This window comes from Flagellimonas amoyensis (genome assembly GCF_003058265.1).
In the GTDB taxonomy this organism is placed as follows: Bacteria; Bacteroidota; Bacteroidia; order Flavobacteriales; family Flavobacteriaceae; genus Flagellimonas; species Flagellimonas amoyensis.
Map to the genome: position 1 here is coordinate 408,088 of NZ_QBUK01000002.1, position 18,300 is coordinate 426,387.

Consider the following 18,300-nt stretch of genomic DNA (forward strand, 5'->3'; position numbering starts at 1 on the left):
CGATCACTCTTCCACGAACTTATACCCACTTCCGTAGGCCGTTTTGATATACTTTGCCCCGGCTTCGGTCAATTTTTTGCGCAGGTTGTTGATATGGACATAAATAAAATCAAAATTATCCGCAAGATCACTATGGTCCCCCCATAAATGTTCGGCGATGATCTCTTTGGAAAGCACCCGTCCCTTATTGGTAACAAAAAAAAGCAAGAGATCGAATTCCTTACGGGTCAAGGAAAGTGCTTGCTCATTGACATAAGCGGTCCTAGAGCGCGTATCAATGGAAATCTCGTGGAACTCCAAACGGTCATTGCCCCCAAACTTGCCCCTTCTCAAAACCGCCTTTATCCTCGAATTGAGTTCGGCCAAATGAAAGGGTTTGGTCAAATAGTCATCGGCACCCAGATCCAATCCTTCCAGTTTATCGTCCAAGGAATTGTTGGCGGAGATGATGATGGTCGGGGTTTCCGAACGGTTGCGCTTCAACAGTTTTAGGATATCCAATCCACTACCGGTGATCAGGTTGATGTCCAGGACCAACAGATCGTATTCATAGAGGTCGATCTTATAGAGGGCCTCGTGGTAGTCTGAAGCCATTTCACAGACATTGCCATCCCTTTCCAAATAAGTGGCAATGGATTTCTGGAGTTCTGTCTCGTCTTCTGCAATAAGGATCTTCATACCTTAAATTTAAGGTATAAAAATAGATTCCAAATCTTTAGGAATTCTAAAGCCCTTAGAAAGTAACTTAATAATAAAAATTTGAATTAGGCGAGCGGAACGTAGTGAAGTGCTGCAAGCGTCCCAAAACTTACCAAACTAATACTACTGAGCGAGGCAACTTTATCTATCGATTGGATATATTCTTCTCATAGTGTTTGAGAATCCAAAGGTCTATTGACTTCGAGTTTATATCTTTCCAACCTCCCTTCCGTTATTTCAAGCTTCAGATAACTCTTCCCAAAACTGCTCTTGACCACTTTGACCTTATCAAGGATATCATTTAAATCTGTTTGAAGTGCGGCTGCCTTTTCCTCCAAATGTTCATATTTGATTCTGGGAACCGTTACCTCGCCCTCATAAACTGGGTATGGCTTTGGTGGATTCTTCTCGATCATGTCCTTAAGAAAATCATCCCCTTCCTCATCATTGTCCAACTCCTGATTGAACAAAGCCTGCATCATACCGATGGTGGGAAGTGTCTGGTTCTTTTCAATGTCCCTAATAATGGCAATGACAGCATCCGTCCGTTTCCTATTCTTGATGATCTCTTGACCTATGCTCTTTTCAAACCGTTCCGATGGTAAAAACCCATGCCACTCAAAAAAATCCATGACCATATCCAAGGTATGGGAATAACTCTTGCCCACCTTTTTAGAAAAGACCTTAAATCTGGACAAAGTCCTTTTCTTTATCCTAACTGCTCTAAAATCATCCATATTTCAAGTTTTAAGGGGTACAATTGTTACAATTCTTTTCAGTGATTACAGGAAACCCAAGCATTATTGTAACAATAAATTTTGCAGTTCCTAAAATCAAACATTTCCAAAAACCCTTATAAACAGGGCTTTTCCGAAGGAAAATGAATCAATAGCGTCGCTTTAGCGCGCTATCCTCTTGCTATTCCTTCGTCCCGCAAGCGGGACCGAATAAATACTACCTGATCATCCTTCGGCTGATCGGCTAGTCTGCATATGATCTATTAGGTTCTGCATGTCCTCTCCTATCTTATGTTCCAGAACCCTTGCATAGATTTGAGTAGTGGACAATTTGGTATGTCCCAACATCTTTGACACTGTTTCAATTGGAACACCGTTGGAGAGAGTTACGGTGGTTGCAAAAGTGTGTCTGGCAGTGTGGAATGTAACCTTCTTGTGAATTTTACAAACCTTGCAGATTTCCTTTAGATAATAATTGACCTTTTGATTACTGTAAACAGGTAAAAGGACATTCATCACATTTCTTTCAGCGGAATCATCATATTTCTTGATAATTTCCATTGCCTGTGGAAGTAATGGGATTTTAAGTTTTTCGTCCGTCTTTATTCTTTTGGTAAACAACCAATCATTTCCGTCTATTCCCTTAAGAACATGGACAGGTGTCAATGCTTTGAGATCAATATATGATAGGCCTGTATAACAAGAGAAAAGAAAGACATCCTTACATTTTTCAACCCCCTCCTTTTTAAAAGTGGTTTCCTCAATCAACCTCAATTCCCGTTTTGTCAAATATTCCCGTTCGGTTTTCTCAAAACGTAGTTTATAGTTTTCAAAAGGGTCTTTTGTTATCCAATCCAACCTCACTGCCAACCTTGACATTTTCTTTAACCGTTCCATATGTTTCATAGCCCCGTTATTGGTGCATTTGGTTCGTGTAGATGGTCTGTATTTTCTCAGATATTGCTCAAAGTCCGATATAAAACGATAGTTTAACTTTTTGAGTTTTATATCCTCCATCCCATATTCTTCTTTTAAAAATAAGCCCACACATCGTTCGGTGATGTGGTAATTCTTTCTGGTTCCCGGACGTAAAGAGGTGTGCATGGTTCCATTATGATAGGCAATCAATTGTTTCAATGTTTTTCCGCCCTCATCTTCCCCAAAAAATCTTGCTTTGATAGATAGTGGAGTGATTGCTTTCTCCTCTGCCATCATCAATCTATGGGCTTCATATAATCCCGTATAAATTTGGTCAAGGTACTTGTTCAGGGAAATCACATAACTGGAAAAACCCTTGCCCCTTTTACGGTTATTGTCCCATAAATTGGCCTTTATTTCCCGATTTATGCTAAAATCGGTGCGTTCACCATCGATGGTAATCCTACAGTAAACTATAAGATTCTCAGAATGAATCCTGTGTTTCCTAGTAAAGAAATTAATTGTTAAACGATTGTTTTTCTGCATGTTGCAACGTTTTAAACTGTTAATACTGCGAAAGTCAAAACACAAGCAAAATGCTTTAAGAAGTCATCTAAAATTACAACATAAAGTGTAATATTCTGCTCCCGATAAGAACACCCTTTATATGATTTTAGATGGTTTTAATTGATTTTAGATGATATGCCTAAAAACACAAAACACTGAAAATCATAAGATTAACAGTGTTTTGATTTTACTTAAATAAGGTAAGTCGGGATGACTGACCTCATGAAGAGGACACAACCCATTAATTTCCAGAATATTATGTCAAATTTCCCAAAATAGGACATCCCATAGGACATCTTCGTGCGAAATAATGATTTTCACAGGGTAAATGTAGGGAATTCATGTCAATTTATATACAAAAAATAATTGTTCAATACAATTGGATGTAAAGGTCAAACATAGATTTTCCTTCCATAAAGTAATTCACTAACCAATATTGTTTCCTTTCAACTTGGTAAGTTCTGAACTTCCTACGAAATAGTTGAATGTCCAAGAGAAAATAGTAGAATTGGAAGGATGGAAGCTTTCCAACCAAGGTTAATTGATTTTGCGTTTCAAAAACCAAATATCACCAAAGCTAAGATTTATATTAAATGTATTGAAAGTCTCTTCAACCAAGATTCCTTGGGATGCCCCGTATTGATTTCTGATATAGGACAAATTAAGGGTTGATATTCGTGGTCTGGACAATGGTATCCTGATTCCCGCCATAATGGAACAACCATCAATCGTACAAAAAAAATGTTTTCCGGAATGCCCGCAAAGGTAGCTAGGCTCTGGGTATTGATCAAGTAATCGGATTGAAGGTCATACCCCCAACCCCCTAGGTCACTGTTTTTTCCAATGTTGGACCCTGTATTCACTACGATTTCAAAAAGAGAGTAAGGTGATGCAGTAATTGTATTGGTTTGGCCCATCATCTTCATCACCATCGTCAAATTCTTCTGGAAGCGAATAATGAAAACGCAACATGGTCCGTTCCGTATTTTTTGAAAACCCGATCACTGTTGAATAGCCATTGGCCAATGGACTTAAAACAATACCCTTGAACTGTTCGACAAAATCCTCATCCCCGGAGATGGACTTTCATTTAGCAAAACAAAAATATCCGCACCGAATGATCTAGGAATGGATATATGACGGGAATGCTCACCCATAAGGTAGGGATAAAGGATTTGGTAATCATGGCGATGGTATCGTACCTCCTTGAACTTGTGTCGTAAAAGAAATCCTCCGTGGTTTCAAAATCCAACAATATTCAATGAACACTGATGTGGGACAATCGAAGTGTATCATTAAAAAAATAATGGTCATAACCCATAATAAGCGCAATGCAATCCCATTCAGCATCATCCGGGACATGGTAGTCCTCCATGTGGCTTTCACTTTTTTCAGCAAAAAAAAATTTGATTGTCGATCAATTTCTCCGAGTGCACAGGTCCTTTGTCGTGAACGTCGCCTGCATAACGGCCGTCCAGCGCAACAAGATTATCATCTGGGACATCCGAATTCCCATCAGGGAGAGCTTCAAGGAAACATGTCTTAAACGGCCAGGTATCGACTGAACGTAGATTCAATTCCCATATTAACCCAAAAGCTTCTTTTACAATAAATTGCAAAATTTATGTTAACAGTTTTATATTCATTAACCATTTGGTTAAATTTGATGGTTAATATATTTGTCCATGATACACACAGCTACTGAAAAATCGATATTACAGGCCGCAAAGACGGTATTTTTCAAAAAGGGCCTCGCTGCGGCACGGATGCAGGAAATAGCGGATGAGGCCAACATCAACAAGGCCATGCTCCACTATTACTTTCGGAGCAAGCAGAAATTGTTCGAAGCGGTTTTTCTGCAGGCGTTTAGGGAATTGGCTCCCCTTCTGAACACCATATTCAATTCAGATAAGCCCATTTTCGAAAAAATCAGGGAATTTGTGGATAGCTACATCGCCTTTGTGACCGACAATCCCTATCTACCCACCTTTATCATCCAAGAGGTGAACATTAACCCACAGTTCGGCAAGACATTCTTTGCAAATCAGGTAATGCCCGACCCATCCACATTTCAAAAACAATTGGCCGAAGCTGTGGAACAAGGTGTCATCAAGCCGATTGACCCAAGGCAATTGTTATTGAACCTCATCTCCATGACCGCATTTCCATTTGTAGGGAAAGGCCTGGTCACAGGTATTCTAGGTTTGGATGAAACCGCTTTTAAAGCCCTCATGGAGGAGCGAAAAAAATTGATTCCCGAAATGATCATTAATACAATCAAAGTACAATGAAACATCTAAGTGACACCATACAACATGTATCATGGAAGCAAATATTCCCTTCCCTAAACAAGGGTTCGCTCTTGTTATTGATCCTCCTTTCCTTCCCATTTATGGTCCAGGCCCAAGAGACCATTTCCTTGGACGAATGCCTGAGACTGGTCCAGATCAATTATCCATTGGCCAAAAAGACCTCATTGTTGTCCGAACAGCTGGAACTTGACATTGATGCGATCAAGAAGGATCGCCTGCCCAAATTGGATCTCAATGGTCAAGCCACCTACCAGTCCGAAGTAACAAGTCTTGGGGGGCAATTGATAAATGTTACCATTGACCCCCCAAATAAGGACCAATACCGTACGACATTGGATGCCAATCAACTGATTTACCATGGAGGTTTGATCGATGCTTCAATCAAAGCCAAGGAGACCAAAGCTGCCATTGGGAAACAGGAAGTGGAAATTTCCTTATATGGACTAAAAAACCGTGTAAACCAGTTGTATTTCTCCTTGCTGTTGTTACAGGAAAACCAGGATTTGTTGCAAGCAAAGGAATCCCAATTGACCGCAAGGCTAGAAGAGGTCCAGGCCGGGGTGAAATATGGCACCTTGCTTTCATCATCAGCGGATGCGTTGGAAGTAGCACTCATCAAGATCCATCAGCAAAACACAGAACTTGCGCTGTCAAAATTGGATTTGCTTCAGCAACTCTCACTGATAATCGGTACCGAACTGCAACCTCAAGTCTTGTTACAGCGGCCAGAGGTTTTTCCCGTGATTCCCGATCAGACATCCAAAAGACCGGAACTGCTACTTTTTGAGCTTCAAAAATCCCAGGTCGATCTGTCATCCGAACTTTTGGAAAAGTCCAAACTTCCAAAGATCAGTGCTTTTGCACAGGGCGGATATGGGAATCCAGGGCTCAATATGCTGGACAATACCTTCAACTCCTTTTTCATGACCGGTGTAAAACTCAATTGGAATGTATTTGATTGGAACAAAAACCGAAAAGAGAGACAGTCTTCACAGATTGACCGGAGCATTGTCGATACCCAAAAGGAAACCTTTGAACTGAACAATGGCTTGGAACTGGTCAACCTACAATCCGAAATAGACAAAATGGAGGAGTTGATCCGATATGATGAACAGATCATTCCCCGCTTTGAAAAAATGGTCAAGACGGCAGAATCCCAACTAAAAAACGGTGTGATCACCTCCTCGGCCTATATCACCGAGTTCACAAATTTATATGAGGCCAAGAGCAACCTTGCCTTTCACAAAACACAAAAACTACTGAACCAGATTCAATATCAAATTACACAAGGTACTTATGAAAAGAGCAGCAACTAAGGTCCCTATGACCAAAAAAGACCTAACAATATTGTCCATTTTCGCCCTGGTCATTTCCCTTACATCCTGCAATGGTGGAGGGGATCTCGCTGATGGCTATGGAAACTTTGAGGCAACGGAGACCACCGTTTCCGCCGAAGCAAACGGTAAAATTCAATTTCTGGATGTGGCGGAAGGAAACCTCCTTGAAAAAAATGAAGTTGTCGGGGTCATCGACACCATCCAATTATCGTTGAAACGCGATCAATTGAAGGCCGCAAAACAAACCATTTACTCAAAATCAACAAACGTGCTCTCCCAGCGGGACGTGTTACAAGAGGAATTGCAGGTAGCGCAAAACGACAAGAAGCGCATTGAAAGCTTGATCAAGGAGAATGCGGCCACCCAAAAGCAATTGGACGACATCCAGGGCAAGGTACGCATCCTACAGCAACAGATCAAGAGTGTCGAAACCCAGAACGCCCCCATTATCAATGAAGTCAAGGGCATTGAGGTCCAGATCGAGCAGATTGAAGACCAAATTGAAAAAAGTATCGTGAAAAGTCCATTGGACGGTACGGTATTGGTCAAATATGCCGAACCTGGTGAAGTCGCAATCTTCGGTAAGCCCTTGTTCAAAATGGCCAACCTTGATGAAATGGAACTCCGTGTATATATCAGCGAAACACAACTGCCCAACATCAAGATCGGTCAATCGGTCACGGTCAAGATCGATGATGTGGATTCAATGAGATCTTATGATGGCACAGTATCCTGGATATCCGCATCTGCGGAGTTCACGCCCAAGATCATACAGACCAAGGAAGAGCGGGTGAACTTGGTGTACGCTGTAAAGGTAAAGGTCAAAAATGATGGAAGCCTCAAAATTGGCATGCCCGCCGAAATGTGGATTGCGAACCAATCTATTTAATCCAAAAAAGACATCCTATGAAACTACAACATTTTATTGCAATGATCCTAGTATTTCTGTTGGGCGCCGTTTCCTTGATAATGGGAACTTTGCTACTTCTCGGCATCCACGAAGCAGGCCATGTTGTCCTAAAGGGACTGTTGGTCTATAATATCGTGCTAGGTGCCCTGTCATTACTGGTAGCTTACCTTATTTGGAATCGATCTAGGTCGACCTCAAGTTCTGTACTCCTGCTATTGTTGTCCCATATCTCCGTCCTGATCTTCCTCGTATTGTTTACAAACCATGTGGCCAAAGAAAGCATTAGGGCCATGGAAATCCGGGCCATCATTTGGGCACTGGTATTCTTACTCATCCAATGGGGTTCGTTCAAAAAATCAAATCTACAGACCAGGGGTTGGAGAGGCATGGCAGTGCTGTTGGGTGCAACAACCATTATCCTCCATTCCTGCAAAAATAATCCGAACAGGCAAAGCTCAGATTCCCAAAGCAATCCAGATCAAATCCAGGTCGAGGAAGCCTCCCCAAATGTACCGATGATCGCCCATGATGCATGGATCAATGAAATCCAACTGGACCATGGATCCAAATGGCTGGCGAATGCGGAGACCACCCTGGGGGTATCCAAGATGCTCACTGCCCTGAACGGCTTCAACGGCGGTTCCGTATCAGCGTACCAAGCATTGGGGGATGACCTCAACGACCTTAAAAATACCATTGTAAAGGAATGTACCATGACCGGCCCTTCCCATGACAATTTGCATGTCTGGCTCCATCCATTGATCGAAAAAATCGAAGCCCTGCAAAATACCGACAGTGAGACATCAGGGGTTCAAAGGGTACATGATATTGAACAGCATTTAAATGGCTACTATGAATTTTTTGAATAGCTGTCCAGATTTAGGAAACCAAAACAATAGCAACCCATACCCATGTCCATTCGTATAGATCATATCAGCAAATCCTACGGAAAGGTCAATGCTTTGGATGACATTTCCATTCAGGTCGACCAAGGGGAACTGTTTGGGCTGATCGGACCTGACGGTGCTGGTAAGACCACCCTTTTTCGGATACTGACCACCTTGCTCCTGCCCGACCACGGGTCGGCATCCGTTGCAGGGTACGATATCATTGCCGATTTTAAGGCCATTAGAAAACAGGTCGGATACATGCCCGGGAGATTTTCACTATACCAGGACCTCACGGTCGAGGAAAACCTTCGTTTTTTCGCCACGATTTTTGGGACGACCATCGCAGAGAATTACGATTTGATCCGGGACATCTATGTTCAGATAGAACCTTTCAAAAATCGAAGGGCGGGCAAATTGTCCGGTGGCATGAAGCAAAAATTGGCACTTTCCTGTGCTTTGATCCATAAACCCAAGGTGCTGTTCCTGGACGAACCCACAACGGGTGTTGACCCGGTTTCAAGAAAAGAATTCTGGGAAATGCTCAAAAGATTACAGGACAAGGGAATTACCATTCTCGTGTCGACCCCCTATATGGACGAGGCCGCCCTATGTGATCGGATCGCACTCATCCAAGATGGAAAGATCCTTGAAATCGACACCCCAAAAGCCATTGTGGAGCACTATCCCAAACCCATTTTCGACGTTGGGGCCCACAACACGTACCTATTGATCGAAAAATTGAACGCCTATGCCCATAAACACAGTGTATTTCCCTTTGGGGAATACATCCACTATACGGATCAACGGGATGGGTTTGATCCTTTGGAGCTCATGGCATACTTAAAAAATGAAGGGCTGCAGAACATCCATATCGAAAGGACCAAGGCAACGATTGAGGACACATTTATGGAATTGGCAAAACAATGAAGGAAGAAACAGTAATAAAAGTAGAGGGACTCACCAAGGTTTTTGGTGATTTCACCGCGGTGAACAAGATCAGTTTCCATGTCAGGAAAGGGGAAATCTTTGGTTTTTTGGGGGCCAATGGCGCCGGGAAGACCACTGCCATGAAAATGCTGATCGGCATTTCCGCTCCCAGTTCGGGTTCGGCCAATGTGGCGGGATTCGATGTATATACCCAAACAGAGGACATCAAGAAAAGCATCGGGTATATGAGTCAAAAATTTGCGCTGTACGATGATCTGACCGTCAAGGAAAACATTCGTTTTTTTGGGGGTATCTATGGGTTGTCCAAGAATAGGATCTCCCAAAAATCGAACCTGCTCATTGAGGAGTTGGGCCTGGAGAAAGTCGCCCATAGTCTGGTGGGATCCTTACCGTTGGGATGGAAACAGAAAATCGCATTTTCGGTATCCCTATTGCACGACCCAAAAATTGTTTTCTTGGATGAACCCACAGGAGGGGTGGATCCCATTACCCGAAGGCAATTTTGGGAAATGATCTATAAGGCGGCCAACAATGGCACGACCATTTTTGTGACGACCCACTACATGGATGAGGCAGAATACTGCGATCGGGTATCCATCATGGTGGATGGCAATATCGAGGCCTTGGACACCCCAAAAAACCTAAAGACCCATTTTGGTTCGGATTCCATGAACGATGTGTTCTTAAAATTGGCAAGAAGTTAAACAGGTTACCATATGAAACGCTTTATCGGGTTCGTACAAAAAGAATTTTACCATATTTTCAGGGACAGAAGATCCCTGTTCATCCTATTCGGGATGCCCGTCGCACAGATCATGCTTTTTGGGTTTGCCATCACCAATGAGATCAACAATGTTGACATCGCGATTCTAGATCGGTCCCAGGATGCCTCTACCAAAGAGATCATCTCAAAAATATCGTCGTCGGAGTATTTCAGTATCCTCCAACACATAAAGGAGGAAGCGGAGATTGAGGAAGTTTTTAAAAAAGGGAAGGTAAAGGCCGTGCTCTATTTTGAAAAGGAATTCAGTAAAAAACTGATCAAACAACACACGGCCAAGGTTCAAATTGTGACGGATGCGACCGATCCCAATGTGGCCAACACCATCAGTAACTATATCAATTCCATCCTTTCCAATTACCAAGAGGAACAGAACCGGGCCATAACGTTGGACTATCAGATCGTTCCCCAATCCCGGATGGTCTTCAACGCGGAACTGAAAAGTGTCTATATGTTCGTACCGGGGGTCATGACCGTCATCCTCATGTTGGTATCGGCCATGATGACCTCGATCTCGATAACCCGGGAAAAGGAATTGGGCACTATGGAGATTTTATTGGTATCCCCTTTGAACCCCTTTCAGGTAATCATTGGAAAGGTGTTCCCCTACATCTTTCTCTCCATCATCAATGCTGCCGCCATTGTCATACTGAGCATTTTCGTCTTCCATGTCCCCGTCAATGGCAGTCTGTTCCTGTTGGGCCTGGAAAGTGTGCTGTTCATTGTCACCTCCTTGGCACTGGGGATATTGATCTCCACTATTTCGGCCACCCAGCAAACGGCCATGATGATCTCCTTGATGGGGCTGATGTTACCGGTGATCCTTTTATCGGGCTTTATATTTCCGATTTCCAGCATGCCCGTTCCCCTTCAGGTCATCAGCAATATCGTACCGGCAAAATGGTTCATCATCATTGTTAAGGGAATCATGCTCAAAGGTGTGGGCATCAGCATTGTTTGGAAAGAAACCTTGGTCCTCTTGGGGATGACCCTTCTTTTCATTGGACTTAGTGTAAGAAAATATAAAATAAGATTGGAATAGCATGCGGGTAATCCTATATATCATAAACAAAGAATTCAGGCAGATCTTTCGGAACAAGGGCATGTTGCCCATCATTTTCATACTGCCGCTACTGCAATTGGTCATTCTTTCCAATGCGGCCACCTATGAGATCAACAACATTTCCTTTGGATATGTTGACAATGACCACACCCATACCTCCCGCGCCCTGATAGATAAGTTCCGTGCCTCCACCTTTTTTGATGTTTCCCAGGTATTCCCCCATCCAAAAGAAAGCGACCTGGCCATGTTACAAGGGGAGGTCGATGTGGTATTGACCATCCCCGAGCACTTTGAACGGGATTTGTGGAAGGACAAAAATATCGATCTTGGGGTGACCATCAATGCCATCGACGGAGCTGCCGCAGGGGTTGAAAATGTCTATATCACCCAGATAATCAAAACATTCAACAAGAATCTGTCTGTAGACATGGTCCAGCTGTCCAATAACACGGTACGACCCGTTCTCATCGAGGGCATCCCACTATTTTGGTACAACAAAACCTTGAACTATAAAACCTTTATGGTCCCCGGGATCCTAGTGCTGTTGGTGACCATGATCACCTTGTTCCTTTCGGGCATGAACATTGTCCGGGAAAAAGAAATAGGCACCTTGGAACAGATCAATGTCACCCCCATCAAAAAGCACCACTTTATCATTGGGAAGCTTTTTCCTTTTTGGGTCATCGGCATGGGGCTTTTGACCATTGGGTTGGTATTGGCCAAACTCATTTTTGCCACACCCATGCTGGGAAGTCTGGCCCTCATGTACTTTTACACCTCCATTTACATACTGGTGATTTTGGGTATGGGTCTGTTCATCTCCAATTTTACGGATACCCAACAGCAGGCGATGTTCATCGCTTGGTTTTTTGTGGTCATTTTCATCCTGATGAGCGGTCTTTTCACCCCTATCGAAAGTATGCCCAAATGGGCCCAGTTCCTGACCGAATTCAACCCTATCAAATACTTTGTTGAAATCATGCGGATGGTCATGCTCAAAGGCTCCGGTCTTACCGATATTTTGCCCCAGCTTGTCAAAACAACCCTCTATGCTGTGATCATGAATGCCATGGCCGTATGGAGCTATAAAAAAATCAGTTGATGAATACACAAAACCATCCATTGCGACGATCGGAATCCAAATTCCTTCGAGGACCTTTGTCACGGTTCAAGGAGCTTGCCTTTACCTTTCGGGTACAACGAAGTTTTATCAAGGCATTTCGGAAGATGCACTTTATGGGACCCTGTGTGACCGTGTTCGGGTCGGCCCGATTTCAACCTGACAACCCCTACTATGTCCAAGCGGAACAAGTGGGTGCCGCCTTGGCCGGTCTAGGGTTCACGGTCATGACCGGTGGAGGTCCGGGCATCATGGAAGCAGCCAACAAAGGAGCCTTTGAAACAGGGGGATATTCAGTGGGCTGCAATATTATTTTACCCTTTGAACAAAAGCCCAATCCCTATCTCCACAAGTGGATTGACATCCCTTATTTTTTTGTCCGGAAATTCCTGTTGATGAAATACTCCTACGCCTTTGTGGTCATGCCAGGGGGAATTGGAACCCTGGATGAACTTTTCGAGGCGCTCACCCTGATACAGACCAAAATGATCCAGGATTTCCCCGTGGTCATATTTGGATCGGAGTACCATAGCGAACTCTGTAACCATATCAAGCTGATGGCAGCCAACGAGAGCATTGGATCTGAGGATATGAAACTACTCTTTGTAACGGACTCCATTGAAGAGATGCAGGAACATATAAAGACCCACGCAATCAAAAAGTTCAACCTGACCCGTAAACCCCAAAGACCAAAATGGTGGTTTGGGGAGCAAAAGGTCCAGGGAATCTTCAAAAGCTTATCACCATGAAGCAAAAAAGCATTGTCAAAACCATTACCTTGGGCGGATTGGTCTTGTTTACGGCCATCACCCTGTTCCTCAGCACTTCCATTCTATTGGACCTTTTCGGGATCCGGGAACATCAGGGCAACTATGTCCCCCTGGTCATTTGGAGCAACTTCCTGTGTGGCTGGCTCTATAGCCTATCCCTCTTTGGATTGTTTTCCCATAAAAAATGGTCCGTTGTTCCCTTAGTGGTGGCATTGTTCATCCTGATGGGAGCATTTACGGGCCTATTGATCCATATTTTGGATGGGGGTCCATATGAAGACAAGACCATCACCGCCCTGTTCCTGAGAATTATCCTGACCCTTTTCTTTTCCTTGGGCACCTATGTTACAACAAAACCCCAGTTATGAAAAATATACTCCTCATCAGTTTCACATCATTTGTACTGTCCACATCCATGACCTTTGATCGAGCACACTCCAATATGAACCCTTCCCTGACCATAAACGTGGAAGGCTTGCGGAACTCAAGGGGCGTGGTACAATATGCACTGTACGATCGGGAAGGATCACTTCCCGATCAAAAGTTCAAAAAATACCATCAAATAAGGACGTCGTCCATATCCAATGGAAAGTCCTCCACAACCTTTTCCGACCTTACACCAGGTACCTATGCCATCAGTGTGCTTCATGATGAGGACAAGAACGGTAAGATTGAAATGGGATTGCTATTGCCCAAAGAAGGAATCGGTTTTTCCAATTTCAAAACGATTGGCCTGTCCAATCGTCCCAATTTCAGCAAGGCAAGTTTTATCCTGATCAAGGACAGTACTATCGTGGTGAACATGATCTATAAATAGATGCGGCTTTCCCTTCCCATATTGGCCCTTTTTCATTGTTGCTTCCAAATCTTGTATGGACAGGACAAGGATTGGCCCGGTATGGACTTGGATAAGGTCGCTCTGGTCAACCAACGGGAAAGCTACATTACATTTCCCATGGACATCGGCAATTTGGAACCCTTGATGTTCGAGGCCAATGTCAGCCCCAGTTTTATCATACGGAAACGTATGGACTCCAAATTGATGGGGGTGCTGACCCCCCAGATTATCATCCGAATGTACAATGCCGTTTCCTACCCGGTAAAGACCCCAAGCTATATCCCACAAATTGCCGCATACTATTTGCTGTCCAAAGGTGCCACCGGCACTCGAATGGCCCTATTTGGAAAGTTGGCCCATCATTCCAATGGTCAAAATGGGGCCTTTTACAACACAGATGGTACCGTCAACTTGGAGTCGGGAAACTTTGCCACCAATTATTTTGAACTGGGACTGGTCCATACATCCTTTGACAAGGCCGTGAATGCGACAAAATTCCTCAAGACATCCTTGGAAATCCATCCAAAGAGCTGGATGCTGGAGGAACTACAGGGGCACTATAGCGGTTTGCGCTGGCACAATGCCTTTTACGCGTACAAGCTCCCGGTGAAAATGGGACACCGAGGTTCCATCAAGGCAGATTTCTCCCTGAAATTGGAAGCCACTTGGTTCATGGACCAATTAAACGATTGGGACCTCTTCACCATCAAAAGATTGCATACGCGATTGACCGTGTACTACCATCCCAAATTTTTGGAGGACATTGGATTTTTTATGGAATACTACCACGGCACGGATTATTACAACATGTATTTCCAGCACCGTCTTGATGTCATCCGTTTTGGCATCATGACCGAGGTGCTACGATTTTAAAGCAATAAGCATGGAGCAACAAACATTTAAGGTAAAGAAATATTCCGGGGAACTGGAAGATTTTTCAATTGCCAAATTGGAACATTCCCTTCAAAAATGTGGGGCCACACCGCAAGAAATTGCTGCAGTTTCAGCCCACATTGAGCCTTGGATCTATGATGGTATTTCGACCGATGAGATTCACAGAAGGGTTTTTTCCTTTTTAAAAAAAGCAAACCGCGTCCGTGCATCCAAATACAGCTTGAAACGGGCCATCTTTGACCTAGGACCCACAGGCTATCCCTTTGAACGAATGGTCGGTGCCCTTCTAAGGCAAAAAGGGTACAATACCAAGGTAGGTGTTGTCCTAAAGGGTGCATGTGTGGATCATGAGATAGACGTATTGGCAGAAAAACAGGGCAATGTCTACGCCATTGAATGCAAGTTCCATTCCGACACCAAATTCTCAAGTAATGTCAAGATCCCGCTATACATCAATTCCAGGTTTTTGGATGTCCAAAAAAAATGGAACGCCGATCCGGAAAAAAGCACCCATTTAAAACAAGGTTGGCTGGTCACCAATACCCAGTTCACCGCCGATGCAATCAACTATGGAAACTGCATCGGGTTAACACTGTTAAGCTGGGACTATCCCAAGGACAACGGTATCCCAAAGCATGTGGACCGATTCGGACTCTATCCCATCACCGCACTGACCACACTGTCCAAGCACGAAAAGCGTCAGCTTCTAGATCGGGACGTCATCCTGACCTTGGAAATCGAACAACGACCCGAAGTGTTGCAACCACTACATCTTTCTTCCAGAAAAACCAGGGAGGTATTGTCCGAGGTGCATCAATTGTGTCTTTTGTGAACCAAGAATGAACGTTATGAAAAATACCGAATCAATATCAGAGAAAACCTTGCCAAGGGATCAATGGATGGAAAAATTGAAAAAGTATGATTCCCGCGGGGTGCAGACCCTTTTCAGAACACTGTCCCGGAACCATTACAATCTTCTGAAAATGGTCGACAACAAGGCCAGGATCATGCTCACGGTCAATTCCATCATCTCCTCCCTATTGCTGGGAGCCCTGGTCCTTGTTCCGGCAAATGGGGAATTCACCATTACCATCGGAACCCGGATTTTGGTCATTTGTAGTCTGTTCTCCATGATATTCGCCATATTCAGCATGTTGCCCCATCGGTACATTGGAAAGGAATTCAGGGCCAGCAATTATAAGGGTACCCTCTATGCGGACAATTTTGCCAACCAATCCCTCGTCGAGTTTAAGGAAGAATTGAACCGCATAATGGAAAGTGGACAGAACACCTATGATGAAATGGTGGTCGATCTTTACTTCTTGGGCAAGGCCATAGCAAAAAAACAACGTTTGCTTTTGATATCATCCGGAATCCTTTTGATAGGCATAATAGCAACGATTGCATATTCATTGATCACGGGCACCGTTATTTTGAACTGACAAGTCTATCCAAAAAATTCTAGTCGTTTGAACCACTGGCAGATCTAATTTTCCTTCGATACATCAACTGTTTGATCCAAGTTGCTTTTTAAATACGCCGTACATGCTTTAAAGTCGATAAATATGCGGTTCTCCGAGATCAATGAAGGAATCAACCGAACGCGTTCCATCATGTACCTGGGCTGTTCCAACAATCCAACAAACAACACTTCGATTCCTGAATTTTTGAGATCGATCAATATATCCTCTAAGGTGTAGAGTCCCGATTGGTCCAAATATTGCATACGGTCCATGCGGATAATGACCGTTGATGCAGAGCGTGGAATCTGTTTGGCCAATTGCTGGAACTCACTGGTAAATCCAAAAAACAGAGGTCCTTTCAAATGTTTGATAAATACCTTTCTTTTTAGGCTTTCCGGAAACGCAGCTTCATCCGCCCAACCCTTCTCTTGCTCCAGGGTCTTCACATCGGAGCGTTCCGCGGTCAAGTCCCCCATTTTTTTCATGAACATCAATGATGCCAATACCAAGCCAACGCCAACTGCGTACACCAAGTTCCAAACAGTGGACAACACCATAACCACGAGCATGATGATCACTTCTGAACTAACCTTAAAGGGGCCAATTTTCGTGTCTCTAGGTAGAAACGGAATGGCCTTGAGCCCCTTATAATCTATCACCCCAATTCCGACTGTTACCAAGATGCCTGCCAAAACTGCCGCTGGAATTTTAGATGCCACTGGACCCAATGCCAACAACACCGTCAACAAGAGTACTCCGGCTACCATTCCAGATAATTTGGTTTTACCTCCTGCATTGATGTTCACCACAGTCCGAATGGTGGCCCCTGCTCCAGGCAACCCACCAAAAAATGCCGCAATACTGTTTCCTATTCCCTGCCCGATCAATTCTCTGTTCGGCCTGTGCTGGGTCTTGGTCATGTTGTCCGCGACCACCGAGGTCAACAAAGAGTCAATAGCTCCCAATAAAGCAAGTGTAAATGCCGTAAATACATACGGTGTTATGGAATCCAGCCTAAATTGTGTGAACATATCGAAGTGAATTATGGGAAAGCCTCCAGGTATCTGTTCGATGGGTCTATAGTCCAGTCCAAGACCATAAGCTACACCTGAAACGACCAATAAAGCTACAAGTGCACTGGGAAGGGACGTCGTTATTTTTTTAAACCCATAAATAATAACAATCGTGCCAAAGGCCAAGGCCAATTCGAGCCAATTGATATGTTGTAATGCCCTTGGAAGCATATTGATGGCACCCATCACACCAGAAGTATCCTTTCCTGCCAGTGCCTTTGCCTCTTTCAAAATATTTTCCTCTGAAACTTCTTCAGATCGGTCGATGGTTTCTTGGAAATCCTCGAGGACAAGCATACTTTCCCTAGATTCCTCTTTAAGGATTTTTCTCAAAATTGATTCTTGGGCCATGGGCCTATACTGATCCACAAGTGCCATGTCCTCTTTGGGATAATACCCCACCAAAGGCAAAATCTGGGTTACAAGGATAATGATCCCTATGGCGGTCATAAAACCGGAAACAACAGGATAGGGAATATATCTGATATACTTTCCGATGCCTACAAGTCCCAATCCTATTTGGACAAGTCCTGCCATCAAAAAGACCATAAGTATTGCTGGCAAAGCTTTCTCAAAATCACCATCATTGAATGCCAGAATGCTTGTTACCACGACCATGCTGACGGCTGTCATAGGGGCCGTTGGACCAGAAATCTGCGTATTGGTCCCTCCAAAAAGTGCCGCAAAAAAACTGATGAAGATGGCTCCATAGAGTCCTGCACTGGGACCCATCCCAGAACTGACACCGAACGCCAACGCCAAAGGGAGGGCTACAATTCCTGCTGTGAGCCCTCCAAATATATCTCCTCGTAAATTGGAAAAAAAATTCTTCATGTTGTTTGTATGGTTTTTTAAATCCAAATCCGGTACTTTTTACGCCCAGATAACTACAACCAGACATTATTGAATTTTTGTACTAACGTGCTACCGATCCTTGGGTAGGGGTCGCCAAGTAATGGCCAAGGTACTTTCAGAATGGA

19 protein-coding genes are annotated in these 18,300 nt (G+C 43.8%); 15 read left to right on the forward strand and 4 right to left on the reverse strand.

All coding sequences use genetic code 11. From position 1 onward, the window contains the following. Positions 1-3 precede the first annotated feature (3 nt). The 3 genes from DB398_RS04305 to DB398_RS04315 all read right to left on the reverse strand — a co-directional run bounded on the left by DB398_RS04305 (position 4) and on the right by DB398_RS04315 (position 2,900). Positions 4-678: a response regulator transcription factor gene (locus DB398_RS04305; protein WP_036378998.1), complete on the reverse strand. Its 675-nt coding sequence runs from the start codon at positions 676-678 to the stop codon at positions 4-6. A 188-nt stretch (positions 679-866) separates the two neighbouring features. Continuing rightward, positions 867-1,436, reverse strand: coding sequence for a BfmA/BtgA family mobilization protein (locus tag DB398_RS04310; protein ID WP_108423158.1), 570 nt, complete (start codon positions 1,434-1,436; stop codon positions 867-869). A gap of 225 nt (positions 1,437-1,661) precedes the next feature. Next, positions 1,662-2,900: a site-specific integrase gene (locus DB398_RS04315; RefSeq protein ID WP_108423159.1), complete on the reverse strand. Its 1,239-nt coding sequence runs from the start codon at positions 2,898-2,900 to the stop codon at positions 1,662-1,664. A 1,394-nt stretch (positions 2,901-4,294) separates the two neighbouring features. On the opposite strand from DB398_RS04315, the gene DB398_RS04320 reads away from it, so the two are divergent. The 15 genes from DB398_RS04320 (at position 4,295) to DB398_RS04390 (ending at position 16,226) form a co-directional block, all read left to right on the forward strand. Further along, entirely contained in the window at positions 4,295-4,486 is a 192-nt protein-coding gene (locus DB398_RS04320) for a LytTR family transcriptional regulator DNA-binding domain-containing protein (RefSeq protein ID WP_108423160.1), read from the forward strand. Positions 4,487-4,606: 120 nt separating this feature from the next. Further along, complete coding sequence (locus DB398_RS04325; protein ID WP_108423161.1) at positions 4,607-5,212, forward strand: TetR/AcrR family transcriptional regulator; 606 nt, start codon at positions 4,607-4,609, stop codon at positions 5,210-5,212. Then, positions 5,209-6,549, forward strand: a complete 1,341-nt coding sequence (locus DB398_RS04330) for a TolC family protein (RefSeq protein ID WP_108423162.1) — start codon at positions 5,209-5,211, stop codon at positions 6,547-6,549. The genes DB398_RS04325 and DB398_RS04330 overlap by 4 nt, the downstream gene beginning before the upstream one ends. Then, the gene (locus tag DB398_RS04335; protein ID WP_108423163.1) at positions 6,530-7,459 is read left to right on the forward strand and encodes an HlyD family secretion protein; all 930 of its coding nucleotides are present in this window, start codon (positions 6,530-6,532) and stop codon (positions 7,457-7,459) included. Before DB398_RS04330 ends, DB398_RS04335 begins: the two co-directional genes overlap by 20 nt. 17 nt (positions 7,460-7,476) lie before the next feature. Then, positions 7,477-8,349 (forward strand): hypothetical protein, encoded by an 873-nt coding sequence (locus DB398_RS04340; protein WP_159076309.1) that lies wholly within the window; start codon positions 7,477-7,479, stop codon positions 8,347-8,349. A gap of 42 nt (positions 8,350-8,391) precedes the next feature. Further along, a complete protein-coding gene (locus tag DB398_RS04345; RefSeq protein WP_108423165.1) occupies positions 8,392-9,297 on the forward strand; it encodes an ABC transporter ATP-binding protein in 906 nt (301 codons plus the stop codon). After that, complete coding sequence (locus tag DB398_RS04350; RefSeq protein WP_108423166.1) at positions 9,294-10,022, forward strand: ABC transporter ATP-binding protein; 729 nt, start codon at positions 9,294-9,296, stop codon at positions 10,020-10,022. The genes DB398_RS04345 and DB398_RS04350 overlap by 4 nt, the downstream gene beginning before the upstream one ends. Before the next feature lie 12 nt (positions 10,023-10,034). Then, a complete protein-coding gene (locus tag DB398_RS04355; protein ID WP_072880112.1) occupies positions 10,035-11,141 on the forward strand; it encodes an ABC transporter permease in 1,107 nt (368 codons plus the stop codon). Between the two features lies 1 nt (position 11,142). Continuing rightward, positions 11,143-12,264, forward strand: coding sequence for an ABC transporter permease (locus DB398_RS04360; RefSeq protein ID WP_072880113.1), 1,122 nt, complete (start codon positions 11,143-11,145; stop codon positions 12,262-12,264). Continuing rightward, a complete protein-coding gene (locus DB398_RS04365) occupies positions 12,264-13,031 on the forward strand; it encodes an LOG family protein (RefSeq protein WP_108423167.1) in 768 nt (255 codons plus the stop codon). The genes DB398_RS04360 and DB398_RS04365 overlap by 1 nt, the downstream gene beginning before the upstream one ends. Further along, a complete protein-coding gene (locus DB398_RS04370; RefSeq protein WP_108423168.1) occupies positions 13,028-13,420 on the forward strand; it encodes a hypothetical protein in 393 nt (130 codons plus the stop codon). The genes DB398_RS04365 and DB398_RS04370 overlap by 4 nt, the downstream gene beginning before the upstream one ends. Beyond that, positions 13,417-13,869 carry a DUF2141 domain-containing protein gene (locus DB398_RS04375; RefSeq protein ID WP_234416052.1) on the forward strand — a complete coding sequence of 151 codons (453 nt, stop codon included), beginning with the start codon at positions 13,417-13,419 and terminating at the stop codon, positions 13,867-13,869. Before DB398_RS04370 ends, DB398_RS04375 begins: the two co-directional genes overlap by 4 nt. Beyond that, entirely contained in the window at positions 13,870-14,763 is an 894-nt protein-coding gene (locus DB398_RS04380; protein WP_108423169.1) for a hypothetical protein, read from the forward strand. A 10-nt stretch (positions 14,764-14,773) separates the two neighbouring features. After that, positions 14,774-15,616, forward strand: coding sequence for a restriction endonuclease (locus tag DB398_RS04385; protein ID WP_108423170.1), 843 nt, complete (start codon positions 14,774-14,776; stop codon positions 15,614-15,616). A 16-nt stretch (positions 15,617-15,632) separates the two neighbouring features. Next, positions 15,633-16,226 carry a Pycsar system effector family protein gene (locus DB398_RS04390; RefSeq protein ID WP_108423171.1) on the forward strand — a complete coding sequence of 198 codons (594 nt, stop codon included), beginning with the start codon at positions 15,633-15,635 and terminating at the stop codon, positions 16,224-16,226. A gap of 44 nt (positions 16,227-16,270) precedes the next feature. On the opposite strand, the gene DB398_RS04395 is transcribed toward DB398_RS04390, so the two are convergent. Further along, complete coding sequence (locus tag DB398_RS04395) at positions 16,271-18,154, reverse strand: SulP family inorganic anion transporter (RefSeq protein WP_108423172.1); 1,884 nt, start codon at positions 18,152-18,154, stop codon at positions 16,271-16,273. Positions 18,155-18,300: the final 146 nt, after the last annotated feature.